Consider the following 23,062-nt stretch of genomic DNA (forward strand, 5'->3'; position numbering starts at 1 on the left):
TCCGTAGAAACCAGCCAGTAATAGCCATCGGCCCCGTCCTCCACAGGAGAACGGGGTCGATTTCTCTGTGAAGGAATTTTCCTTCACACCACAATATGTGCCATACTTCCGCCGGATATGTCCTTTTTGACCACAATTTGCTTCTCAATGCGCTCTTTCAGCTCTGCCACGTGGGAAATAATCCCAACCAGGCGGTTTCCCGCAGAAAGATTGGCCAGGGCGCGGATGGCCTGCTGTAAAGTTTCCTCATCTAAGCTGCCGAAACCCTCGTCCACGAACAGGCTGTCCACTTGGATGCCCCCGGCGCTGGCCTGGATTTCGTCCGCCAGGCCCAGGGCCAGGGCCAGGGAGGCCAGGAAGGACTCTCCGCCGGAGAGGGAGCGAACGCTGCGGCGGCTGCCGTTGTAGTGGTCGATGATTTCCAGCTCTAGGCCGCTCTGCTTCTGCCGGCTTTCCGCCTCCTCCCGGCGGCGCAGCTCATATTGTCCCCCGGACATCACCATGAAGCGGAGGTTGGCCTTTTGAATCACCCGCTGGAAGAAGCGGACCTGGACATAGGTTTCCAGAGCCAACTTCTCCCGGCCGGGGAGGGTGCCGTTGACGGTGTTGGACAGGTCCCGCACCCAGGTGTAGCGGGCTTCCAGTTGGGTCAAGCTGGCAGCTTGTCCCTGAAGCCGTGCCAGGGCGGCGGCGTTGGAACTGCGGCGGGCGTGGAGGCCTTGTTGCTGGGCCTCCCAGTGCTGCCGCTGGGCTTGCAGCTCTGTACGCCGGGCCTGCTGGGCGGGGATATCCACAGGCTCTGCCTGGGCCAATAAGGCCTCCAACTGCCGGATGGTGGCGGCGGTGTTGGACAGGGCCTGTTGGCAGTCGCTGTGGGCCTGGACGGCCTGGGCTAGGGCGGCGGTGAGACCTGCCTTTTCCGCCCCCAGGGCATCCCGCCGGGCCTGGGCCGTTTGGGCGTCTGGGTAGGGGAGACGGGCCCGGAGGGCCGCCAGCTGTTTGGCGACCTCCTCCCGGCGGCTCTCCGCCCCAGCCAGGGCCTCCCGGTTCTGGGCTATGGCTTGGAGGGCCGCTTGGTGCTTTGCCTCCTGCTGGGGAAGCAATGCCTCCAAGGCCTGCCGCCGGGTGAGGCGTGTTTGCAGTGCTTGGGCTGCCTCCGCCATGGCCTGGGCTTCCCCATGGAGCCTTGCTTGACAGGCGGCGAGCTGTTCCCCCGCGTCAGACAGCACAGGGGATGCCACATAGGCCTCCATCTGGGAAAGAAGCTGGGCTGCCCGTTCCTCGACGGTGGCACGGAGCTTCCCCGCCGCTAAGCTCTGTTCCGCCGCGCGTTTGCCAGCGGCCTCCGCCGCCTTACGGAGTTTGTCCAGCGCCGCTTCGGTGGGAGCCTCTTGGGGCGGCGAGGCCGGGGTGGGGTGGTGGAGGGAACCGCACACTGGGCAGGGGAGACCGGGTTGGAGACTTTGGGCTAGGAGGCCTGCTTGGGCGTCCAAGAAAGCCCGGGTCTGGCGGTGGTGTTCCAGCTCCGCTGCTTCTGCCCTTTGGGCTGCCTCCTGGTAGTCAAGTTGCGCGGCCTCTAGCTGGTCTTTGACATCGTTGTAGCGGGAGAGCAGGTGCAGCAGGGCGGTAAGGCCCTTTTGCCGCTCCCTGGCCTGGGCCTGCCGGAGGTCCAAGGCTTCTTGCTCCGCCGCTAGGGCTTGGAGGGAGGAGAGGGCGGCCGCCTCTGCCTGAAGGGCATCAGCCTGGGCCTCCAATGCCTGCCGCTCTTGCTCCAACGCCCCTTGCCTATGCCGCTCCGTTTGGATTTGGGTTTCCAGCTTGGCCAGGGTTTTGGCCTGCTGGGTTGCCTCCTGATAGTGGGGGAGCTGGGCTTCCAGGGCGGCAATTTCCTGGGCCAAGGCTTCCAGCCGGGGCTGTTGGGCCTGGGCCTCTTCCAGTGCCTGCTTGCACTGTTCCGCCTTGGGTTGTAGCGCGGCCTGCTGGGCCTGGGCTTGGAGTAAGCCGGTGCGGGTTTGTTCCGCTGTTTCGGCCTTGCCCAGAAGGGTGTTCACCTCCGCCAGGGCCTTGTCCAGGACGGCAAGCTTGGCTTGGCAGTGGGCCTCCCCCTGCTGGTCCTGCTGGATCAAGGTCTCAATCAGGGAGATGGTTTCCTGGATGGGCAGGGCCCCTGCCTGGGCTTCTATCAGAAGGGGAGCTAGGGGGTCCCCTTCGGGACAACTGACCCCGCCGATGTACTGCTGGACACTGGCCCGGGCGGCGTCGCACTGGCTGTGGAGCTGGCTGCTCTCCGCCTTGAGGCGGTCTTGGAAGCTCTGGTAGCAGCGGGTGTGGAACAGCTCCCGGAAGATTTTCTGCCGTTCGTTGGTGTCCGCCAGCAGTAGCTTGAGGAAATCCCCCTGGGCCAGCATGGCTACCTGGGAGAACTGGGTCCGGTCCAGGCCCAACAGCTCCGTGACGGCGGCGTTGACCTCTTGAAGCTTGGTGACCACCGTCCCGTCGGGGCGGGTGAGCTCCGCTTCCCCCCGCTGCTTCGTCAACCCGCCCCCCCGCTTGGCCGGACGCAGGTATTCCGGGTTACGGCGGACGGTATAGGTTTCCCCGTCATAGGAAAAGCGCAGCTCCACGAAGGTGGGGGTGTCTGGGGCGGCGTATTTGGAGCGGAGCATGGCGGGGCTGCGGTTTGTCCCGCTGGCCTCCCCGTAGAGGGCGAAGGTGATGGCGTCGAAAATGCTGGTCTTTCCCGCGCCGGTGTCCCCGGTGATGAGATAAAGGCCCTGGGTGCCCAGGGTTTCTAGGGGAAGCTCCACCTGTCCGGCATAAGGGCCAAAGGCGGAGAGGGTCAGGTGTAGTGGCCTCATGACAGTCCCTCCCAAATCTCTTCCATTAGGCTTTGGGCGAAGCGCCGCTGTTCCGGGGACAGAGAGGCACCGTTCTGGGCCTGGTAAAATTCTTCCAGCAACGCCAGGGGAGAGGCGGGGGGCTCCCTTTCCCCAGTTTGAGTGCTGGCGGCGGCGCGGGTGCGGCCATTGTCGTAGCTGAGCTTCATGAGCTTGTGATAGATGGTCCGCAGCTTTCCCATGGCTTCTGGGATGTCCATCTCATCGGTGAGGGTGATGTGGACGTAGTCCTCCTGGTAGTTGGTGTGTTCATAAAAGCTCCGGCGGGTCAGTTCTTCGTAACACCCCCGCAGCTCCACCATCGCCCGCAGAGGGGTGAGGGGGAGGGTGCGGACCTTGGTGTCCCCCTTTTCCCCTAGTTCCACCACCGTGACGGACTTCTCCTTGGTTTCAGAAAAGGCGTATTTCAGGGGCGTGCCACAGTAGCGCAAGGTCTCCCGTCCCACGGTTTGGGGGCTGTGGAGATGGCCAAGGGCCACATAGTCAAAGGGGTCAAAGACGCTGGCGTCTACGTTGTCCGTCCCGCCCACGGAAATCTCCTCAGATTCCGAGCGGGTGGCCCCGGTGACGAACTGGTGGGTTACCAGCACGTTGCGGGCCTGGGGGTCCAGGTCCATGGCGGCGATGGCGGTGCGGAGGGCGTCGGTGTAGGAGTCCAGCTCCGCATCGGGGAAAAAGCGCCGGAGCTGGGCGGGCTTCAAAAAGGGCAGGAGGTATAGGGCTACCGTGCCGTGGCTGTCCTGAAGCAGGAAGGGGCGCACCTGGCCGTCGTACACCGGGGCCAAGTGGATGCCGCTGCCCGCCATGAGCCGCCCCCCGAAGGCCAAGCGCTCCGGGGAGTCGTGGTTCCCGCTGATGAGGAACACCGGGCAGGCCAGGCTGGACAGGTCCACCAGGAAGCTGTCCAGCAGGGTGACGGCTTCGGCGGAGGGGGTGGGCTTGTCAAAGACATCCCCGGCGATGAGCACGGCATCGGGCCGCTCCGCCTCCACCATGGCGGTGATCTGGGACAAAATGTGGCGCTGGTCCTCCAGCATGGAAAACTCGTTGACCCGCTTGCCCAGGTGCAGGTCGGAGAGATGGATGAGCTTCATTGTGGCCTCCTTTGGGCAGGGTGGATGGGGAAAAGTGCTTGCATATCTTAGGACTCTGTGCTACAATATATGCGCCCGAAAATTGAACGTCCGTTATGGGAAGCGGACCCCCTAGAAAGTGGCAGCTTTCCAGGGGGTCCATTTGCTTACCGTCCGTTGCGGTTCTGGTCGTCAAGCCACTTGCAGATGTAATATGCGAGGACACTTGCGGCGACGGCCAGTATAAAGTTTAGAACGTCCATCATGGGAATCACCTCCTTCCCATTACAGGTCGGAGAACGGACGGCAGGGTCAGTATAACAGAATTTGACAAAATCTACAAGGCAAAAATAAAGGAGTGATCCCCATGAATGATTGTTTGTTTTGCAAGATCATAGCCGGTGAAATCCCCTCGAAGAAGGTCTATGAGGACGAGCTGTGCTATGCCTTTTATGACATTGATCCCCAGGCGCCCACCCACTTCTTGGTGATCCCCAAGGAGCACATTGTCTCCTGCGGGGAGGTTACGGCGGAGAACGCCGCTGTGGTGGGCCATTGCTTCCAGGTGATTTCCAAGGTCACCAAGGAGCTGGGGCTCCAGGATTTCCGTGTGGTGTCCAACTGCGGCGAGCGGGCGGGCCAAAGCGTATTCCACCTGCATTTCCATGTTCTAGGTGGACGTGACATGACCTGGCCTCCCGGATAAATCAGCGCATCAAAAAAGCAAAGCTTTTTTGATGTAGAGGTTGCGGCCTGACTGCGTGCACCCTTCGGGCACACTTGCAGGCCGAGAAGTGTTTTTGGGGCGGCAAAGCCACCCCAAAAACGGCTCAGAATTGCTTCTCGTCTGCGGACGCGAACTCTGCGAGGCTTTAGGGGTGGCCTGCGGGCCGCCCCTTTTTTCTGCGAAAAGGCCCCATTCGGGGCCAAAGAGCCGATAAGAATGCTACCAATTGGTAACATTTCTATCGGTGATACCGATGTATTTTCGCAGAATAAAGGATCTAAGAGAAGATCATGACAAAAGTCAAAAAGCAGTTGCAGACTACTTGAATATGCACCGCAGCGTTTACCGCCGCTATGAATCCGGGGAGCGGGAAATTCCCACCTGGGCGGTGCTCAAGCTGGCGGAGCTGTACCATACGTCCACGGACTACATCCTGGGCAGGACAGACCAGCCATGACCCTGCTGTATGTTGCGGCGGGGTGTGTCCTGGCCGCACTGCCAGGGGCCTATCTGCCGGGGACGGGCTGGCCCCTCCCGGTGGGGGTACTGTGCCTGGCCCTTTGGCTGGGGCTGCTTCTGACCAAGCGGCAGTGGCGCGTCCGGCCGGCGGTGCTGGGGGCTGCCCTGGCCCTGCTGTGGCTGACGGCCTACGGCGCCATCTTCCACGCCCCTGCCCAGGCCATGGAAAACCGGACTGTCCGCCTAGAGGCGGTGGTGGTGGAGTGGCCGGAGGAGACAGACTACGGCTGCCGCATCACTGTCCGGGCCGGGGAAGCGGATGGGCGGAAGGGAAAGGCCATCTTTTATGGAGAGAGTACCCTCCTGGACCTGCGCCCGGGGGACCGTCTGTCCTGCGTGGCGCGGTGTACCCCTGCCGACAGGATGGCGGGGGAGGAGAGCTTGTACTACCCCTCCAAGGGGGTCTTGCTCAAGCTCAAGGGCTACGGCCCGGTGGAAGTGGACAGGGCCCAGGGGGTCCCGGCCCGTTACGCCCTGACCATCCTGGCTGGCACGGTGCGGGAGCGGATTGACCAGCTCTATCCCGAAAAGCAGGCGGGGTTTCTCCGGGCCCTGCTCACCGGGGACAAGTCAGGGCTGGACCAGGTGGACCAGAACAACTTCAAGCGGGTGGGGCTGAGCCATGTGGTGGTGATTTCCGGCCTGCACGTCTCCTTCCTGCTGGGGTTCTTGACCTTGTTTTTGAAGCCAGAGCGGCGGGGAAGCCTGGTGCTGCTGCTGGCGGGGGTTCTCTGCTTCACTCTGATGACCGGCAGCGCACCGGGGACTGTCCGGGCGGCCATTTTGGCTACCCTGTCCCTTATCGGCACCCACATCCGCCGGGAGACCCACCCCATGGTGAGCCTCAGCGCGGGCTTGCTGGTTTTGCTGGCCCTGAACCCCTACGCCATTGCCAACCCCGGCTTGCAGTTTTCCTTTCTGTCCACGGTGGGAATCTTTGTTTTTGGACAGCCGTGGAGCAGGGCTTGGCTGCAAAAATTCCCCAGGCCCTGGCGCCGCTGGGTGGGGCCCCTGGTGGGGACGGTGGCGGTGAGCCTGGGGACTATGCTGTTTACCATCCCCCTCTCCGCCCTGTACTTTGGACAGTTCTCCCTGATCGCTCCCCTGTCCAACCTGCTCACCACATGGGCGGTATCCATAGCCTTTCTGGGTGGCCTGCTCTCGGTGGTGCTGGGTTTTGTGTACCTGCCCCTGGGGCAGCTTGTGGCGGCGGCGGTGGGCTGGCCGGTGGACGGTTTCTTCTGGTACAGCGCCGCGGCCAGCCGTTTCCCCCTGGCCGCGGTGGGGATGCACTCGATTTATTACACCCTGTGGATACTGTTGGTGTATGGGCTGGTGCTGCTGTACCTCTTCGCACCGTTGCAAGGGAAGCGGCCCATGCTCCCCCTTTGCGTCTGTGTGGCGGCCCTGTGCTTTTCTACCCTGTTGACGGTGGAGAGCGTCCGGCGCTGGGATATGGTGATGACGGTGCTGGATGTGGGCCAGGGGCAGAGCATCGTGTTCACCTCCGGCAGTGCCTGTGCCCTGGTGGACTGCGGCGGCAGCTACAGTCCAGGGGACACGGCGGCAGGGTATTTGCAGTCCCTGGGCCGCAGCAGCATCGACCTGTTGGTGCTCACCCACTACGACAGTGACCACGCCGGAGGTGTGCCGGAGCTCATGGGCCGCATGCAGGTGAACGCCATTGCCATGCCGGACTTCCAGGCCGAAAACGACTTGCGCCAGGAGATCGAAGCCCTGGCGGCAGAGGCGGGGACTCCCATCCACTATATTACCACCACCTCCCGGGCGGACTTCGGCAAGGGGGAGCTGCGCTTCTATGCCCCGGTGGGGGACGGCGGGGGGAGCAATGAAAACTGTCTGGCCGTCTTGGCACGCAGCGGGGAATGGGAGGCCCTGGTCACCGGGGATATGCCCATAGAGGCAGAAGAACGCCTGTTGGCCCGGGAGGATTTGCCGGATGTGGAGGTCCTCGTCGCCGGCCATCATGGCTCCAAATACTCCACAGGGAAGGCGCTGTTGGAGCAGACCCGCCCAGAGACCGCCGTGATCTCCGTGGGCCGTAATACCTTCGGCCATCCCACCCAGGACGTCCTGGACCGTCTGAGCGCCATTGGGGCGGAGATTTATCGTACCGACGGGAACGGTACCATTACCCTCTACGCCAATGGGAACCATTGAAAAAACCACAGCAGGAGAAGACCATGGCAAAGAAAAAAGAAACCACCTCCGCTGCCTACCGGCAGTTCAAAAAAGACCTGGCAGAGGGCACCACCGCCCCCCTGTATATCTTCCACGGGGAGGAGACCTATCTGCGGGACTACTACCTGGAACGCCTGAAAACCGCCCTCATTCCAGAGGGCATGGAGGGCTTCAATTACCACCCCCTCCCTGGCAAGGGCCTCACCGCCCAGCGCCTGGGGGAGACGGTGGATGCCCTGCCTATGATGAGCCCCCACACCATGATTGTGGTCAACGACTACGACCTCTTCAAGGCCCCAGAGGGGGAACGGAACCTGATGGCCCAGCTCCTGGGGGACTTGCCCAGCTACTGCTGCCTGGTGTTCCTCTACGATACCGTCCCCTATAAGAGCGATGCCCGGATGAAGAAGCTGGCAGGGGCCATCAAAGCCCACGGCCAGGTGGTGGAGTTTACCCGCCAGAGCCAGACGGATCTAATGGACTGGGTCCGCCGCCGCTTCCGGGCCCTGGGCCACGACATCGACCCGGCAGATGCCCAGTACCTGATCTTCCTCTGCGGCGACCTGATGAATGGCCTCATCACGGAGATCGAGAAGATCGGCGCCTATGCCAAGGAGCGGCAAATTCGCCGGGCAGATATCGACACAGTGGCCATTCCGGTGATCGACGCGGTGGTGTTCCAGATGACCGACGCCCTCACCCAGGGCAACAGCGACAAGGCGTTTTCCGTCCTCAACGACCTTCTGCGCCTGCAAAACGCCCCCATTATGATTCTTGCGGTGCTGGGGAAGCACTTCCGGCAGTTGTACACCGCCCGGGTGGCCTTGGAGGCAGGACGAGGGGCCAGCTACCTGGCGGAGCTGTGGGGGATGCGTTCCAGCTATCCGGCGGAAAAGCTCATGGGCGGGGCCCACCGCCATGGGTTGAACTGGTGCAAACACGCCGTGGCCCGCTGTGCCCAGACAGACCTGGCCATGAAGTCGGTGGCCGGGGCGGACAGCCAGGACCTGCTCCTGTCCCTAATGCTGGAGCTGGCGGCGGGGGGCCGGGCATGTTGAGGATTCAAGAGGCCATCGTGGTGGAGGGCCGTTATGACAAAAACACCCTGGCCCAGCTGGTGGACACCGTTATCTTAGAGACCAGCGGCTTCGGGATTTTTCACGACAAGGCACAGTTGGACCTGCTCCGGCGGGTGGCGGAGAAGCGGGGGCTCATCGTCCTCACCGACAGTGACGGGGCGGGATTTGTGATCCGCAACTACCTGAAAAGCGCCCTGCCCAAGGAGCAGGTGAAGCACGCCTATATCCCCGACCAGAAGGGCAAAGAGCGCCGGAAGCGCCGCCCGGGCAAGGAGGGGAAGCTGGGGGTGGAGGGCATGTCCCAGCCGGTGCTGGAACAAGCCCTGCGGCGGGGGGGCGCCACCTTTCTGGATTTGCCACCAGGGGCAGCCCGGGGGGAACCCCTGACCAAGGCGGACCTCTATGCTTGGGGGCTGTCCGGGGGCGCGGGGAGCCGGGAAAAGCGGAAAAAGCTCCTGGAAGCCCTGGGCCTGCCAGAGCATCTCTCTCCCAACGCCATGCTGCCGGTGCTCTCTGCCCTGTATGACCGGGAGGGGTTGATGGAGCTGATCCACAGCTTATGAGCAGGGCGCAACCATGGTAGGCCCGCTGCTGATCCCTTGCTGTGACTTTCATCACCAAACAAATGAAAAAAAGCAGAAAAACTAGGTGGCCAAGGGGTTTACAAAACAAACTATGCCGTGTAGAATAGAAAGCGTAAAAGCCCGGCGGAAAGCTCCGCTGGATGATCTACAATAGAAAACCAGCCCCTGGATATAGGGGCGAAGTATGGAGGATATGAATTATGAGTAAGTATGTTTGCAGCGTTTGCGGTTATGTCCATGAGGGCGATTCCGCCCCCGCAGAATGCCCCCAGTGCCACGCAGCTGGCAGCAAGTTCGTGGAGCAGGGCCCCGAGATGGCTTGGGCTGCTGAGCACGTTGTGGGCGTGGCTGAGGGTGTGCCCGAAGATATTTTGGAAGATCTGCGCGCCAACTTCAATGGCGAATGTACCGAAGTGGGTATGTACCTGGCCATGGCCCGTGTGGCCCACCGGGAGGGCTATCCTGAGATCGGCCTGTATTGGGAGAAGGCAGCCTATGAAGAGGCTGAGCACGCTGCCAAGTTCGCCGAGCTCCTGGGCGAGGTGGTGACCCCCTCCACCAAGAAGAACCTGGAAATGCGCGTGGAGGCCGAGAACGGCGCTACCATGGGCAAGACCGACCTGGCCAAGCGCGCCAAGGCCCTGAACCTGGACGCCATCCACGACACCGTCCACGAGATGGCCCGGGACGAGGCCCGCCATGGTAAGGCTTTCAAGGGCCTGCTGGAGCGGTACTTCAAGTAAGAAAATACAAGCAAAGTCTAGCATTTTTAAGCGGGAACAGGGAAACTTGTTCCCGCTTTTCCTGACATAACCAGTACCCCCTATGTAGTCTTAGTTTCCTACATAGGGGGTTTTTGTCTGTTGTTCGTTTTATTGGGGCGGCGCAACAATGTACCCCCAGCCTTGAGCTATTTGGATAAGGACATGACATAGCGGTACGAACATTCCTCGAAGCTGTCATAACTTGAACCACTGAATGTTTCCGAAAACCCGAAGCGGACCTGACAGGAGGAGTACATTGTTTTTAATTCATCGGGAATGGAGGAATAGATGTAATAGGTTACGGAGGATAAGGGATTCACAAGATACCCATAAAAGTCAGTACCATCATCTTCCGCGATGAGCCATGCGTTGTAAGTATATTTCTCATCAAATGTGATTTTTGCAACCATATTGCTCACATTGTAGGCGCTCCCTGCTGTATTTTTCAGTGTACCACGCAGCCAAAAGTAGCTTTCACCATCGATATCTGACATATAGGAGTAAAAGCCGCTGGTGTCTGTGGGCATGATCGTGTCAGACCAGGAGGCAGCGTCAAATGTGAGTGCAGCGAAGTCTAATGTGATAGAGTCCCCGATGTTTATGGTAGAAAAACCTGTGTCCTGTGCAGCTTGGAGTGGTGCAGATTGATCCTTAATTTTGTTTTTTGAGGGGATCTCTTGCTGGGATGGCACATTGTTCTCCTGGGCTGCCGTGTGATCAGAGCTGTTGCAGGCGGAAAGGCACAATAATATAGACAGCAGGAGGGGGAGAAAGTATTTCACGGCTTGCTACCTCATTTCGTTCTCTGGGCAATTTTAGAGGCCAACAATCTCATGCACAATGGGAATCATCGTCAGCAGAACAGTATACGCAACAATAGAGAGGTCCGTATTGTCGAGTTTGGGGGTTGCCACGGTTGGCGTTGCGGTGGTTTCTGCTGCTGTGTCATTTAGGGTCTGCACAGCAGTGTCCACTGTGTACTTGCATAGCTGCATGGCAAAGGCGACAGGGCCGATCTGAGTGGGGTCAAGGGACAGCGTATTTGTGCTGGATTCCCCAGGTTTTGTGGCATCCCCTGGCGCAGCTAAGGCGGAGGGGAACAGGGGGAGCAATAGGGTCAAGGACAACAAAAGTGCTACAATTCGTTTCATGGGATCATACCTTTCTTTTCTGTCTTTTGTTTCGCGGCCGACGAATATATCACACATGATATAACATTTTGTTATATAAGTCAAGATAACAAAATGTTATACCTATACTTTTTTTGGATACGTTAAAAGGCATGACGCCAAGGAGAGATTCAAAAAATGTATAAAAGAATACGCGATCTTAGGGAGGACAGAGATTTGTTGCAAAAAGAGCTTGCAGACTACTTGCACTGCTCCCAAGTGTGCTATTCCAACTATGAGATGGGTAAGCGGGACATCCCCACAGAGGTACTCATCAAGCTGTGCCAGTATCATAACACCAGCGTGGATTACCTGTTAGGGATTACGGATGTAAAAACCCCGTACCCCCGGAAAAAGACATAGAAACAGCGCAGGCGGCATGGGAGGAGAATGCCGCCTGCGCTGAGGGACGTATTTAGGATGCTACGGTATCCTCCGCGTCCCAAAACCCCAAATCCCCCAAGGTGACGCCGCTTTCCCGGAAAAGCATCTCCACCGCCGCCGGCAGGGTCTGGATGGCCTGCATATCCCGAGGGCTATAGGCTTCGGAGAGCTGCCGCTGAGGGAACACGCATTGGCGGTCCTGCCACTGTGTCACAGGCAGATCCACGCTGCGGTTCTGGGCGTAGTTGCACAGGAACAGGGAGGCGTTGCCCTGGAAAAAGGTGGGGGCGCCCAGGCGTTGGAGCCCCAGGAAGCTGGTCTCGGCATAGCTGCTGTTCTCCTCTAGGGTGATGGAGTAGACCCAGCTCCCCAAGGCCTCCGAGGCCCTGCCGCAACCCAAGACTAACCGGCCCCCCTGGTCCAGGGCGGCATAGCGGGTGATGCTTCCGGCCTGGGTGAGGGCGCTGTTGTAGGTGATCACGGCGCCGCCGTCATCCATGGGGGTGTAGGGGGCGCCGTGGCTGGCGATGTAGGACCGCAGGGCGGCAAAGGCACAGTGGCGGCGCTGAAGGGCGGCGTCCCGGTAGTGCCCCAGGCTCCGGAACAGGGGCAGGGCAGAGGCGGGGAAGCCTGCCTCCAAACGGGCCACGGCCATTTGATAGCGCTGTTCTTGGCTGGCTTCCAGGCTGGGCTGTGCGCAGGCGGTGAGGATAAGGGCCAGGGCGGCGATGAGGCATAGGGATCGTTTCATAGTCAGTCCTCCTACTTCGTAAAGCTTTGGGGAAAACGCCGGGCCCACGGCCCCACCGTTGCTTTTCCCGCCAAACCTTGTTACAATAGAGCTCAGAAAAGAATGGGAACCATTCAGGATATGAAAGCAATGAGGAAGTGAGACTATGAAGCTGCTGGTGATTGATGGGAATTCCATTGTTAACCGGGCCTTTTTTGGCATCCGCCCCCTGAGCAACAAGGAGGGCTTCCCTACCCAGGCCATCTTTGGCTTCTTGAACATTTTGCGCCGCATGGTGGACGAGGTGGACCCCGACGGCTTGTGCATCACCTTTGACCGGAAGGAGCCCACCTTCCGCCACCTGGCCTATGAGGGGTACAAAGCCCAGCGGAAGAAGATGCCCGAGGAATTGGCGGTACAGATCCCCATGCTCAAGCAGGTGTTGGATGCAATGAACATCCCTTGTTATGAGATGGCGGGGTGGGAGGCCGACGACTTGATCGGCACCATCTCCCGCAAGTGCGAGGCAGCGGGCTGGGACTGCCGCATCGCCACCGGGGACAAGGATTCCCTTCAGCTCATCACCCCCCACACCTATGTGGAGCTGGTGACCACCCGCAGCGGCAAGACCACCACCCGGGAGATGGACCCGGATACCTTCCGGGAGGAATACGGCTTCGACCCCATACACATCATTGACCTGAAAGCTTTGATGGGGGACGCCTCCGACAACATTCCCGGGGTGAAGGGGGTGGGGGAAAAGACGGCCATGGGTCTGGTGCAGATGTACGGCTCCATCGACCACCTCTATGACCAGCTTCCCGACGTGGTCACTGCCCCAGATACCCCCGCTAAGCCTGCCATGGTAAAAAAGCTCACCGAGGGGCGGGAGAGTGCCTTCCAGTCCTATGAGTTATGTACCATCCGCTGCGACGCGCCCTTGGAGTTCGCGCCGGAGGATACCCTGCGCAAGCCGGTGAACGCTGGCCCTCTGCGGGCGCTGTTGGAGAAGTTGGAGCTGTTCAAGCTCATCACCCAACTGGGTTTGGATACCGTCCACGCCCCGGCGACCCAGGAGGCCGCCCCCGCCACCACAGCCCAGCTGTGCCCTCTGGCCACGGCAGAGGATTTGGCCCAGGCCTTGCTCCGCTGGGAGGCGGCGGAACATGTGACCGTGCTGGCCCAACCGGGCCTCACAGGGGTGGCGGTGTACCTGGGGCAAGAGGGGGAGATGCTCTGGACGGCGGAGGAGGCGAGTTACCAGGGGGACTACCCGGCGCTGCTCTCGGCGCTGTTCTCCGGGAAGGTCAAAAAGGTGGCCCACGGGGTCAAGGAGCTGTGCCGGGCCCTGGCGGAGCGGGACCAGCCCTATGAGGGCTTTGTTTTTGACACGGAGCTGGCGGCCTACCTCTTGGACCCCACGGCGGGGAGCTATGAACTGCGCAAGCTGGCGCAGTCCTACTTTACTGAGGATCTAGCAGAGCCTACCACCAGTGGAACTTGGTATGGGGATGCCGTCTGGGTGGAGGCCCTTTGGGGGGTTCTCCGACCCAAACTGGAGGAATTGGGCCTGATGGGGGTGTTGGAGCAGATCGAGCTGCCCTTGTGCCCTGTGCTGGCGGAGATGGAGAAGCAGGGGATGCTGGTGGACCGGGCGGCTTTGGAACAGTTTGGCGAAACATTGCGGGAGGAGATCGCCGCCTTGGAGAAGGAGATATTTGCCCAGGCCGGGGAGCAGTTCAACCTGAACTCCACCCAGCAGTTGGGAAAAATCCTCTTTGAAAAGCTGGGCCTGTCCCCCATCAAAAAGACCAAGACGGGCTACTCCACCAGCGCCGAAGTGTTGGAGAAGCTCCGTCCCGCCCACCCTATGATTGACAAGCTCTTAGAGTACCGGCAGCTTACCAAGCTGAACTCCACCTATGTGGAGGGCCTGGCCCGTGGGATCGGCCCAGACGGGCGCATCCACACATCCTTCCAGAATACCGTCACCGCCACCGGGCGCTTGTCCTCCACGGAGCCAAATTTGCAGAATATCCCTGTGCGCACCCCTCTGGGGGCTCAGCTGCGGACCATGTTCATCGCCCCCCAGGACTGGGTGCTGGTGGATGCGGACTACTCCCAGATCGAGCTGCGATTGCTGGCCTGCATCTCTGGGGATGAGCGGATGATCCAGAGCTTCCTCTCCGGGGAGGATGTCCACACCCATACCGCCGCCCAGGTGTTCGGCCTGCCGCCGGAGGAGGTGAGCCAGGAGCTGCGCCGCCGGGCTAAGGCGGTGAACTTCGGCATCGTCTACGGCATTTCTGGCTTTTCCTTGGCCCAGGATATCGGGGTCAGCCAGAAAGAGGCCAAGGAGTACATGAATAGGTATTTGGAGACCTTCGCGGGGGTCCGGGCCTATATGTATGAGATCAAGGAGCAGGCCAAGAAGGACGGCTACGTGGCCACCCTCATGGGCCGCCGCCGCTGGCTGCCGGAGCTGCGCTCTGCCAACTTTAACCTCCGCTCTTTCGGCGAGCGGGTGGCCTTGAACATGCCCATCCAGGGTACGGCAGCGGACGTAATGAAGCTGGCCATGATCCGGGTGGCCCAGGCTTTGAAGGAGCAGGGGTTGGAGGCCCGGCTGGTGCTGCAGGTCCACGACGAACTCATCGTGGAGTGTCCCCAGGGGGAGGCTGACAAGGTAAAAGCTTTACTGGAGGAAGAGATGGAGAAAGTAGTGGAACTGGCAGTGCCCCTCACTGCTGACGCCGGTGTGGGCCAGAGCTGGGGGGAGGCCAAGGCATGAACTATACGTTGGTACCCATGGATCGCTCCCACCTGGCTGGGGTGGCGGAGCTGGAACGCCTGTGCTTTGCCACCCCTTGGAGCGAGGCTATGCTGGCAGAGGAGTTGTACAACGATACCGCATCCTTCATTGTGGCTGAGGGGGAGGACGGGAGTGTGCTGGGTTACGCAGGCCTCCATGTGATTTTAGATGAGGGCTATATTGATAATGTGGCGGTCCGCCCGGACTGCCGCCGCCAGGGCATTGCGGACCGGCTGCTGGATGTGTTCTGCCGTTTCGGGGAAGAAAAGCTGGCGTTCCTAACCTTGGAAGTCCGTCCATCCAATGAGGCTGCGGTGGCCCTGTACCGGAAGCACGGCTTCCAGGAGGCCGGCCGGCGGCGGGACTATTATGAAGCCCCCAAAGAGGATGCCCTCCTGTTGACCCGGCAGTTTGGGAGAAAGGAAGAAAGCCTATGATAATACTTGCGGTAGAATCCTCCTGTGATGAGACGGCGGTAGCCTTGGTGAAAGACGGGCGGGAGGTGTTGGCGGACTGCATCGCCTCTTCTGTAGAAATGCACAAGCTTTACGGCGGTGTGGTGCCGGAGATCGCCTCCCGGAAGCACATTGAGGTGATTGCAGACCTGGCAGATGCGGCCTTGGAGAAAGCGGGGGTCACCCGGGGGGAGATCGACGCCGTGGCAGTGACCTACGCCCCTGGGCTCATCGGCGCGGTGCTGGTGGGGGTGAACTTTGCCAAGTCTGTGGCCTATGCCCTGGGGGTGCCGCTGATCCCGGTCCACCATGTCCGGGGGCACATCGCCGCCAACTATATCGCACATCGGGAGCTAGAGCCGCCCTTCGTTTGCCTGTGTGTCTCGGGGGGGACCTCCCTGATTGTGGACGTGCGGAGGTATACGGAGATGGAGATTTTAGGGGCCACCCGGGACGATGCGGCGGGGGAGTGCTTTGACAAGATTGCTCGCGTGATGGGCCTAGGTTATCCCGGCGGTGGGCCGTTGGATCGTGCCGCCCGGGGAGGGGATGACAAGGCTTTTTCCTTGCCAGCTGTTCACGTCCAGGATGCCCCCCTGGATATGTCCTTTTCCGGCCTGAAAACTGCCATGCTGAACCAGATCCACAAAATCCAACAGAAAGGGGAGGCGCTGCCGGTGGCAGACTTGGCGGCCTCTTTCTCCGCCGCTGTGAGCCGGGAGTTGGTGCCCCGGACCATGGAGACGGCTGAGATGTTGGGCTATGGGAAGGTGGCCGTAGTGGGGGGCGTGGCGGCCAATTCCCGGATTCGTAGAGAGCTGGAAGCTGCCTGCCAAGAGAGGGGGATTTCCCTTTACCTACCGCCGTTAAAGCTCTGTGGAGACAACGGTGCGATGATCGGCAGCCAGGGATATTATGAGTATTTGGCAGGGAATCGAGGGGGTACGGATTTGAACGCCTATGCCAACCGGGAGATTTCTTTGGGGTAACACTGTGGACAAAGTTGGGGAGAATGGGGAAAACTATAAACAGTTGTGCACAAGTTTTCCACAGGGGTGTGGAAAACCCGGTGGAAAGTGTGGATAACTTTTTGTAGAATCCAGAGGCAAAAAGTTGATGATTTTCTAGGGCAGCCCGGAAATGTAAGGCTTCCCTATACGAATTGTATTAGAAGAATTTTATCCTTGACGAATCCTGCCCCCCGTGGTATAATAGTCCCCGCTGATTCCCCCTTGCTACTGTGGCTCAGTTGGTAGAGCAGCTGATTCGTAATCAGCAGGTCGCCGGTTCAAGTCCGGCCAGTAGCTCCATGGAAGCCCTTGAACTGCAACGGTTTGAGGGCTTTTCGCTTTTTCGGAGGATGTACATTTTCGCGTTTTGGTGCCCGTTTGGTGCCCAAAGCCGTAAAAAGTACCGCAGAATACGAGAAGAAAAGCAGCGGGAGAGGTTCAATCTCCCGCTGCCTTTTTGCTTTTTTCTTTTGGTGGATCGGCCTCGCCTACCAGGTCAGAGAACCGGTCAAAGGTCTCCATGGCTTTCGCCTGGGCGGAGGCAATAGCGTGTGCATAAATGTTTGCGGTGGTGCTGGTCTGGGCGTGGCTCAGCTGCTTAGAGACTACCACCAAAGGTGCGCCGTCGGCAATCATCAAGGTGGCATAGGTGTGCCGGAGGGAATGGACGGTTACTTTCGGCAGCCCGGCCCGGGCAACGAATTTTCCGAACCACTGGGTTACGCTGTCGGGGAAAAGAGGGGCGCCAAGTTCTGTGGTAAATACCCGCCCGTCCTGATCGGCCCAGGCGTCGCCCAGCTTTTCCCGCTGCGCGTCCTGCCAGCGCTGGTACTCCAGCAACATCAAGACGGCTGGGGTCGAAAGGAGCAATGGGCGGATGGATGTTTCATTTTTCGGGGTGTCTGTATACACACCTCGTTCTGGGATGTAATTGGAGGTCTGGCGGATGGTGATGGTGTGGGCATCCAGATTGACGTCCTGCCATCGCAGCCCCAGCAGTTCCCCGCGGCGCAGCCCGGAGAACAGGTCAAAGGTGATGATGATCCGCCAGCGAATGGGCTCGTCTTGCAGCAGCTCCAGGAGCCGCCGAGCGTCGGCTTCTTCCAGGTAGGCAGCCTCTCTGCGGCCCAGCGCGGGCTTCTCTGCGTTGTCTGCGGGGTTGCTAGACAGATAGCCCCACTTGACTGCACGGGATAGAATCGTGGATACTGTGTGGTGATATGACAGCACGGTAGCCGGTGCCAAAGGCTCGACGTGAGAGGCCAGGGTAAAGAGTTTCCCGGGGGTGGTGTTCAGAGCCAGGGCAATGGCCGCTGCGGTCGATTGACTGACCGGCTTTCCTTCCACGGCCTGCTTCAGCGTGGACCGGCTTATACCGGCACGTTCCGCAAAGGCTGTCATGGCCCCGCGCTGGGTGCCGACCTGTGCTTTTAGGTTCACCTTGCAGATTGCGATGGACCGGTTGCGCACCCCCTCTTCCTGGAGATTCCGGTAAAGGCTGTTGATGTGGGCTGTGCGCAGGCTGGAAAGTTTGATGTGGCCGATGGCCTGGTTGATCCGCTTCAAGTTTTCCCGGTAACCGTGGACCGTTTTCGCCTTTAGATAGAGCTCCGCATACTCCTTCATAAACTTCTCTGCGAAGTCCGCAAAACGGATGCTGGAATCGACGGCGGCCCCGCTCAAAACTTTTTCCTCGAATAGTACCGCCTGCCGCTCCAGCTCCTTTTTGATCTGCCGCTCCGTCATGCCGGGATCGGGTGTCCACGTCAGGTGCTGGCGGAGACGGTTCCCTTTATGGTCGTATCCCTGGGAGACGGTGATCTTATAGCTTTTCCCTCGCTTAGCGATGGTCGCCATTTTTCCTCCTTCCACGCTTGCGCCCCTGCCCTCCGATGTGGTATACTAAAGGGCGCAATGGGGCCTTAGTTTATCGACTTCGTTTCATTGTGTTTTGCCGTAGTATGCTGGTAACATCTGCGGCGCTCCCGCCCTCGGTGCTGGTAACGCCGGGGGCGGTTTTTTGCTTTTAATAATCTCGGATGTTCCTTAGATGTTCTTTTCCCCTTTCAGTAATGGAAAAATACGGATCATTGCGCCAACGGATCAATTCACGGTTGTGTCCGTCCCTTGCGGTATTGGGGGGAACATTGTGTTGAATGATACAGCCTGTATGAATAAGGGTATCTAAAAAATCTTGCATTTCTGGTTCAGATATACAACCGTAGCTACGCCATTTTCGTTTTGAAAGTGTTCCTTGTTCTGCATCCTTTAAGATATTGATTAGGATAACGTTATCTCTGTCCATGAGTTTCCGATTCCTTTCTGTTTAGATTAAATAGTTGTTTAGAGTCTCACCCAATCACAGAATTCCATTCAAGGGCATAAGCGGAACGGGTCTGATGTGGTTGACAGCATTTCAGGGTGAAAGCACTGTCATAATTTTGAGTGGAAAAATCAAAAAAAGCACTAATGGTTTGCGTGGAATAGGGATTTAACTGTTCTGCTTTTGTAATATTCTCTAAGCCAAAAAGCTGGATCATCGTTTGGTAGTGATGGTCGGTTATGTGATAACGGTCTAACTCGCGTTTATCAAGAACAACCTCCGCTGCTGGAGGTGATACCGCATAGAGATTGCAGCAGTTATCAACATCTTGAAGATTAAAATGATCTGTAATTGGAACAGGGCAGAGGAGGTTTCTGGCAAAGCAATTCGCTTCTCTGTCACTGACGCTGGTTTCTGCCGTGTGGTCCAGCAAGTAGTGCCCCAGTTCATGGGCAAGCGTAAAGCGAATGATTTCAAAGCCGATGGTGTCATTATAGAAAATAATGGCGTTTTCTCCTTTTCGGCAAATGTATCCCCTTTCGCTGACATTCAGCGCCATGTATTCATCCCATTTTAGGCCAAAACGGGCGCACGCTTCTGTGTAGGGGATGACCCGCAAATGCGGGCAGTACCCGATGATGCTGAGGGTGCTGATCGGCAGCGAAGATATATGCAAAGAAGCGAGAACAGCGTAAGCCATATTGGTGGCTTTATGGTAGTCAGGCGTGTTCGTCATTAAAGTCAAATTCCTCCTCAAACATTAACTTTGCCATGTTTAACAGCCGCTGAAGTTGTTCTGGAGTCATGTTTTTTGCGGCACGATTCAAAATAACCATTTCTTCTGGGAGTGACTCTGGCAGCTCAGAGTTACTTTCTGGCCAGCCCATCAAGTAGGCGGGGGTCACTTGCAATACTTCGGCCAGCTTCGCGATTTTGTCACGCCGGATATTTTCGATATCGCCCTTTTCCCAGCGGGACACAGTTGCTCCGCTCACGCCGACATAACGCCCGATTTCATCAAGAGTAAGGTCGAGCTCTGCACGTCGATTTTTGAGTATGTCTTTGAAATCCATGAAATCCCCCCTTTCTCGTAAAAGAGTATAAACCAAAACTTGCAAAAATGCAATACTCAAACGCAAAAAAAATCAAATAATTTGCGTTTAGGTATTGACTTTGCGCGAATGTGCTGGTATAGTGTCCTTACGGAAACGTAAGAACGGAGGTGAGACGCGATGTTTGATGAAAAGCGATTCAAGGCAAAGGTGGTGCTATCTGGACTTACCCTTCGTCAGGTTGCAGCATCTCTAGGCATAGATGAAGCAACATTATACCGAAAAATGAACGGAAAAAGTGATTTCTATCGAAAGGAAATTCAGAAACTTTGTGAAATCCTCAGCATTGAAGACCCGACTGCGATTTTTTTTGCCAGGGATATTACGTAAACGCAAAAGCTGGGCTGGATAGGTTGAAACTAGAGTTACCAGATGCCAACCGCGAAGAAAGGAATCAAGTATGAACGACCTAGTAACGTACCAAAGCAGTGACCTCCCCGCTCAGCCCGATGATCTAGCAAAGTTCATGATTGTGGCGCAAGAGAAGGTAAAGGCAGTCAAGGCGGAGATTCGGGCCATTCAGAAGCTGAACCTGGCGCAGGAAGTCTATATGCAGAAGATGGAGGAACAGCGGCGCCTCCAAGAGGTCATCCTGCTGGCTTATCAGAGAATGGGGGAGATTACGCGGGAGATGCCGAAGGGAAGCGGGAATCAATATTCAAGTGCTTTTTCCCGTAAGAGGGAAGAAGCAAAACCTAAAGCTCAAGCAATAAAAGACCTGGGTTTTTCTACCTCACAAGTAGGCCGCATGGAGCAAATGGCGTCCCACCCGGACATTGTGGAGGAAGTTATAGCCGAGTCCCAGGCTGGGCAGACAGAAGCCACCCAGGGCGAAGTGCTTCGGCGTATCAAGGAGCGCAGGGACGGTGTAATCGACTTGGATGTTTACCGTGAGGGCAAATGCCAGTCTGACATGGCACAGATTGACGAGGACTACAAAATCATCAAGGAATTCCACACAGCAATTTACAGCCCACTGAAGCTCCCAGAATCCAATGAGGAGGTGGTTTCCGCGCTTACGCGGGCAACGCACGACTTGAAAGATCTGTTCTCTCACGACTTGGACACATTGGAAGAGGCGATTGAGAAGCTGCAGGGGCTTCAAAGGTTACTTAGAAAAGAGGCACACCGATATGGCAAGAAATGAAATCATCAGCAGAGAGGCTAGAGCGGCCATCAAACAGCAGCTCCATGACCAGGGTGAGTGGACTAAGTCTGAACTTCTTGACCTGATTCGCCCCCACTGTTCCTTTGACCCGCTGGCGTTGCAAGAGCAGGCTCTTAACCGGATTGCGGGAAGTATTATCCGCAGTATGCGGGACGAATCCGGGGTCAGGACGGCATTTCTGATCCAAAGCCGTGACATCATTGTGAACATCGAAACTTGCAAGTCTTATCCCAAGGTTGCTGCGGTGGAGAGCCAGCTTTCCAGGCAGATTGACGGACTGACCCGTTCTCAGCGCAAAGCCCTACACCGGAAGCAAGAACTGGCCGGTCAGCTCAGCGTGTTTGAGATGATGCAATAGCGAAAACCGCCCCAGGAGGGGCGGTAGGAAAGGAGGAATAAATTTGTTATTCAGTAAACCACAAAAGCCCAATACATATCCTGTTGAACTTGAGACTCAGGAAATTATGGACCTGCTGAAAGAGGTAAAACAGGAAATCAGGAAAATTCAGATAGAGCTTACAGATGTGAGCGCAAAAGCCTCCATCAGTCACAGTCTGCTTGTTGTCAGAAAGGTTGCAGAGGACAAGCTGGATAACTTGAATTCTTTGCTGGATTAACTTGGGATACGGACAAAATCGCCAACATGAATTTTTTTACTCATACCCTCAAAACCTCCAGAAATATCCTTTGCATCGACATTGAGAGGAAGGACCTTTTCAAATTGAAATGAAAACGCTTTAAGCGGGTTGACTACTTCAGTTTCCTGATTTGCACAGATGCACATTTTGGGAAATACATCTCGAACATATAGCTTTGCCTTGACGTAATCCAGAACTCCAAGACTTTCGTTTGTTTCGGGATCTATAATTTCCTTCCCAGGGGTATATACCTCTAGGGCTTGCCCCTCGCAAATGGAATCATTAGAACCGGCATTCACCACAACTTTATATTCGCTGATAATTTTCACAATCCTATAAGGCTTGCTCATAACTATATACCTCCATCATCATTTATTTGATTTTGTGCAGATTGAACGATTTCGAATATGGTCTTCACTTTAGCTGCTTCCGTATCTTGGCACGCAAGGAGTACACAGAGATTTATATTATAAAATGCACGTCTATATCGGAGAATTAAATCTTTCTTCGCATCGAATTGAGCAGCTAGTGCATTTCGATTTTGCTCTAATGCACCATGTTTTTTTCGCAAGCTTCTCAATTTCAATGCAAGACTTATACAGTATATTACACAGGAAACGAAAGCTACAGCTAATGTAAAGATGATTTTTTCGCTTAGCCCCCATGCGGGGAAAAGCCATGGAAAAACTGCCAATGCAAAGGTCAATACTGTTTGTAGGACCGCCATTACGCCATCCCCTTGTTCATGTATCTCTATAAATTATAAGAGATTTTATTCACCAAGTCAACCAAGTTTATTGTTTTGACATACCCAACAAACCAAAAGCGCCCCGCCAGGTGAGGGACAATCACCTGACGAGGCTAGCAGACCTATTGAAGCGACCAACAGGCCCGCATGAGGACAGTATACCATCCTCCTGCAGGCTGCGCAAGGAGGAAATCAACTATGACCGTAAAAGAACGCAAGCAGCTTTATCAAACTAAGCTGACTCCGGAGGCTAAACTGTGTACCAACTGCAAGCGCTACCACCAGCACTACAACGCGAAGGACGACAAGGTCCAGTGCGGCCACTGCACCTACCCCCGGCTCAAGACCCGGATGCCCTACGACACCTGCGAATATTTCAAAGGGAAAGAGGTGATGGACGATGACTGAACGCGCCAGCAGGCCCATACCCCGTATGCGTACCGCCGCCAAGATTGTGGCGGAGCTCCGGGCCCTGGACCCGGAAACCGACGTCTCGGAATACTGGGTACGGCAGCGCATCAAATCTGGAGATTTCCCCGTGGTCTGGGCCGGGAACAAAGCCCTGGTCAACCTGGATGATGTGTTGGAGCTGCTGCACATGGGGACCCGTAAGCAAGAGCCGGAACCCTGCACTGTAGGTGGTATCCGGCGTATCGACCCATAAGGAG

Annotated in this window: 27 protein-coding genes and 1 tRNA gene; 17 read left to right on the forward strand and 11 right to left on the reverse strand. The window is 57.4% G+C overall.

Features of this window, described 5'->3' with window-relative positions; all coding sequences use genetic code 11:
• Positions 1–83: 83 nt before the first annotated feature.
• Positions 84–2,858, reverse strand: coding sequence for an AAA family ATPase (locus ACTOZL_RS00230; protein ID WP_482476021.1), 2,775 nt, complete (start codon positions 2,856–2,858; stop codon positions 84–86).
• Positions 2,855–3,991: an exonuclease SbcCD subunit D gene (locus ACTOZL_RS00235; protein WP_482476022.1), complete on the reverse strand. Its 1,137-nt coding sequence runs from the start codon at positions 3,989–3,991 to the stop codon at positions 2,855–2,857. The genes ACTOZL_RS00230 and ACTOZL_RS00235 overlap by 4 nt, the downstream gene beginning before the upstream one ends.
• A gap of 346 nt (positions 3,992–4,337) precedes the next feature.
• Between ACTOZL_RS00235 and ACTOZL_RS00240 the strand changes: the two genes are divergently transcribed.
• The 6 genes from ACTOZL_RS00240 (at position 4,338) to ACTOZL_RS00265 (ending at position 9,824) form a co-directional block, all read left to right on the forward strand.
• On the forward strand, positions 4,338–4,676 hold the full coding sequence (locus ACTOZL_RS00240; RefSeq protein WP_482476023.1) for a histidine triad nucleotide-binding protein: 339 nt from the start codon (positions 4,338–4,340) through the stop codon (positions 4,674–4,676).
• Between the two features lie 274 nt (positions 4,677–4,950).
• A complete protein-coding gene (locus ACTOZL_RS00245; RefSeq protein WP_482476025.1) occupies positions 4,951–5,154 on the forward strand; it encodes a helix-turn-helix domain-containing protein in 204 nt (67 codons plus the stop codon).
• Entirely contained in the window at positions 5,151–7,397 is a 2,247-nt protein-coding gene (locus ACTOZL_RS00250) for a DNA internalization-related competence protein ComEC/Rec2 (RefSeq protein WP_482476026.1), read from the forward strand. The genes ACTOZL_RS00245 and ACTOZL_RS00250 overlap by 4 nt, the downstream gene beginning before the upstream one ends.
• Positions 7,398–7,420: 23 nt before the next feature.
• Entirely contained in the window at positions 7,421–8,476 is a 1,056-nt protein-coding gene (holA, locus tag ACTOZL_RS00255; RefSeq protein ID WP_482476027.1) for a DNA polymerase III subunit delta, read from the forward strand.
• Positions 8,470–9,060: a ribonuclease M5 gene (locus ACTOZL_RS00260; protein ID WP_482476029.1), complete on the forward strand. Its 591-nt coding sequence runs from the start codon at positions 8,470–8,472 to the stop codon at positions 9,058–9,060. The genes holA and ACTOZL_RS00260 overlap by 7 nt, the downstream gene beginning before the upstream one ends.
• 221 nt (positions 9,061–9,281) lie before the next feature.
• The gene (locus tag ACTOZL_RS00265; RefSeq protein WP_482476030.1) at positions 9,282–9,824 is read left to right on the forward strand and encodes a rubredoxin-like domain-containing protein; all 543 of its coding nucleotides are present in this window, start codon (positions 9,282–9,284) and stop codon (positions 9,822–9,824) included.
• Between the two features lie 167 nt (positions 9,825–9,991).
• On the opposite strand, the gene ACTOZL_RS00270 is transcribed toward ACTOZL_RS00265, so the two are convergent.
• Positions 9,992–10,627 carry a hypothetical protein gene (locus tag ACTOZL_RS00270; protein ID WP_482476032.1) on the reverse strand — a complete coding sequence of 212 codons (636 nt, stop codon included), beginning with the start codon at positions 10,625–10,627 and terminating at the stop codon, positions 9,992–9,994.
• A gap of 33 nt (positions 10,628–10,660) precedes the next feature.
• Entirely contained in the window at positions 10,661–10,996 is a 336-nt protein-coding gene (locus ACTOZL_RS00275; RefSeq protein ID WP_482476033.1) for a hypothetical protein, read from the reverse strand.
• 156 nt (positions 10,997–11,152) lie between these two features.
• Between ACTOZL_RS00275 and ACTOZL_RS00280 the strand changes: the two genes are divergently transcribed.
• Entirely contained in the window at positions 11,153–11,377 is a 225-nt protein-coding gene (locus ACTOZL_RS00280; protein ID WP_482476034.1) for a helix-turn-helix domain-containing protein, read from the forward strand.
• A gap of 52 nt (positions 11,378–11,429) precedes the next feature.
• Here ACTOZL_RS00280 and ACTOZL_RS00285 read toward each other — a convergent pair whose 3' ends face one another.
• Positions 11,430–12,149 carry a hypothetical protein gene (locus ACTOZL_RS00285; RefSeq protein WP_482476035.1) on the reverse strand — a complete coding sequence of 240 codons (720 nt, stop codon included), beginning with the start codon at positions 12,147–12,149 and terminating at the stop codon, positions 11,430–11,432.
• A gap of 145 nt (positions 12,150–12,294) precedes the next feature.
• Here ACTOZL_RS00285 and polA point away from each other — a divergent pair, with 145 nt between their 5' ends.
• From polA to ACTOZL_RS00305, 4 genes are all read left to right on the forward strand, one after another.
• Positions 12,295–14,919 (forward strand): DNA polymerase I, encoded by a 2,625-nt coding sequence (polA, locus tag ACTOZL_RS00290; RefSeq protein WP_482476036.1) that lies wholly within the window; start codon positions 12,295–12,297, stop codon positions 14,917–14,919.
• Positions 14,916–15,377 (forward strand): ribosomal protein S18-alanine N-acetyltransferase, encoded by a 462-nt coding sequence (gene rimI, locus ACTOZL_RS00295; protein ID WP_482476037.1) that lies wholly within the window; start codon positions 14,916–14,918, stop codon positions 15,375–15,377. Before polA ends, rimI begins: the two co-directional genes overlap by 4 nt.
• Positions 15,374–16,384 (forward strand): tRNA (adenosine(37)-N6)-threonylcarbamoyltransferase complex transferase subunit TsaD, encoded by a 1,011-nt coding sequence (tsaD, locus tag ACTOZL_RS00300; RefSeq protein WP_482476038.1) that lies wholly within the window; start codon positions 15,374–15,376, stop codon positions 16,382–16,384. The genes rimI and tsaD overlap by 4 nt, the downstream gene beginning before the upstream one ends.
• Positions 16,385–16,629: 245 nt before the next feature.
• Positions 16,630–16,705 (forward strand) — tRNA-Thr (locus ACTOZL_RS00305).
• 138 nt (positions 16,706–16,843) lie between these two features.
• Here the strand turns inward: ACTOZL_RS00305 and ACTOZL_RS00310 are convergent.
• The 4 genes from ACTOZL_RS00310 to ACTOZL_RS00325 all read right to left on the reverse strand — a co-directional run bounded on the left by ACTOZL_RS00310 (position 16,844) and on the right by ACTOZL_RS00325 (position 19,801).
• Positions 16,844–18,262 (reverse strand): tyrosine-type recombinase/integrase, encoded by a 1,419-nt coding sequence (locus ACTOZL_RS00310; protein ID WP_482476039.1) that lies wholly within the window; start codon positions 18,260–18,262, stop codon positions 16,844–16,846.
• A 169-nt stretch (positions 18,263–18,431) separates the two neighbouring features.
• Positions 18,432–18,710, reverse strand: coding sequence for a hypothetical protein (locus ACTOZL_RS00315; RefSeq protein WP_482476040.1), 279 nt, complete (start codon positions 18,708–18,710; stop codon positions 18,432–18,434).
• 46 nt (positions 18,711–18,756) lie between these two features.
• Positions 18,757–19,464: an ImmA/IrrE family metallo-endopeptidase gene (locus ACTOZL_RS00320; RefSeq protein ID WP_482476041.1), complete on the reverse strand. Its 708-nt coding sequence runs from the start codon at positions 19,462–19,464 to the stop codon at positions 18,757–18,759.
• Entirely contained in the window at positions 19,448–19,801 is a 354-nt protein-coding gene (locus ACTOZL_RS00325) for a helix-turn-helix domain-containing protein (protein WP_482476042.1), read from the reverse strand. Before ACTOZL_RS00325 ends, ACTOZL_RS00320 begins: the two co-directional genes overlap by 17 nt.
• Before the next feature lie 159 nt (positions 19,802–19,960).
• On the opposite strand from ACTOZL_RS00325, the gene ACTOZL_RS00330 reads away from it, so the two are divergent.
• From ACTOZL_RS00330 to ACTOZL_RS00345, 4 genes are all read left to right on the forward strand, one after another.
• Positions 19,961–20,170, forward strand: coding sequence for a helix-turn-helix domain-containing protein (locus ACTOZL_RS00330; RefSeq protein ID WP_482476043.1), 210 nt, complete (start codon positions 19,961–19,963; stop codon positions 20,168–20,170).
• A gap of 70 nt (positions 20,171–20,240) precedes the next feature.
• Entirely contained in the window at positions 20,241–20,987 is a 747-nt protein-coding gene (locus ACTOZL_RS00335) for a hypothetical protein (protein ID WP_482476044.1), read from the forward strand.
• The gene (locus ACTOZL_RS00340; RefSeq protein ID WP_482476045.1) at positions 20,974–21,366 is read left to right on the forward strand and encodes a hypothetical protein; all 393 of its coding nucleotides are present in this window, start codon (positions 20,974–20,976) and stop codon (positions 21,364–21,366) included. Before ACTOZL_RS00335 ends, ACTOZL_RS00340 begins: the two co-directional genes overlap by 14 nt.
• A 43-nt stretch (positions 21,367–21,409) precedes the next feature.
• Positions 21,410–21,625 carry a hypothetical protein gene (locus ACTOZL_RS00345; RefSeq protein ID WP_482476046.1) on the forward strand — a complete coding sequence of 72 codons (216 nt, stop codon included), beginning with the start codon at positions 21,410–21,412 and terminating at the stop codon, positions 21,623–21,625.
• Here ACTOZL_RS00345 and ACTOZL_RS00350 read toward each other — a convergent pair.
• Positions 21,622–21,996 carry a hypothetical protein gene (locus tag ACTOZL_RS00350; RefSeq protein WP_482476047.1) on the reverse strand — a complete coding sequence of 125 codons (375 nt, stop codon included), beginning with the start codon at positions 21,994–21,996 and terminating at the stop codon, positions 21,622–21,624. The genes ACTOZL_RS00345 and ACTOZL_RS00350 overlap by 4 nt on opposite strands.
• A gap of 2 nt (positions 21,997–21,998) precedes the next feature.
• Positions 21,999–22,373 carry a hypothetical protein gene (locus tag ACTOZL_RS00355; RefSeq protein WP_482476048.1) on the reverse strand — a complete coding sequence of 125 codons (375 nt, stop codon included), beginning with the start codon at positions 22,371–22,373 and terminating at the stop codon, positions 21,999–22,001.
• 219 nt (positions 22,374–22,592) lie between these two features.
• Here ACTOZL_RS00355 and ACTOZL_RS00360 point away from each other — a divergent pair, with 219 nt between their 5' ends.
• Positions 22,593–22,802: a hypothetical protein gene (locus tag ACTOZL_RS00360; protein ID WP_482476049.1), complete on the forward strand. Its 210-nt coding sequence runs from the start codon at positions 22,593–22,595 to the stop codon at positions 22,800–22,802.
• Positions 22,795–23,058, forward strand: a complete 264-nt coding sequence (locus ACTOZL_RS00365; RefSeq protein ID WP_482476050.1) for a hypothetical protein — start codon at positions 22,795–22,797, stop codon at positions 23,056–23,058. Before ACTOZL_RS00360 ends, ACTOZL_RS00365 begins: the two co-directional genes overlap by 8 nt.
• Positions 23,059–23,062 lie beyond the last annotated feature (4 nt).

The organism is Evtepia sp. (assembly GCF_056797215.1).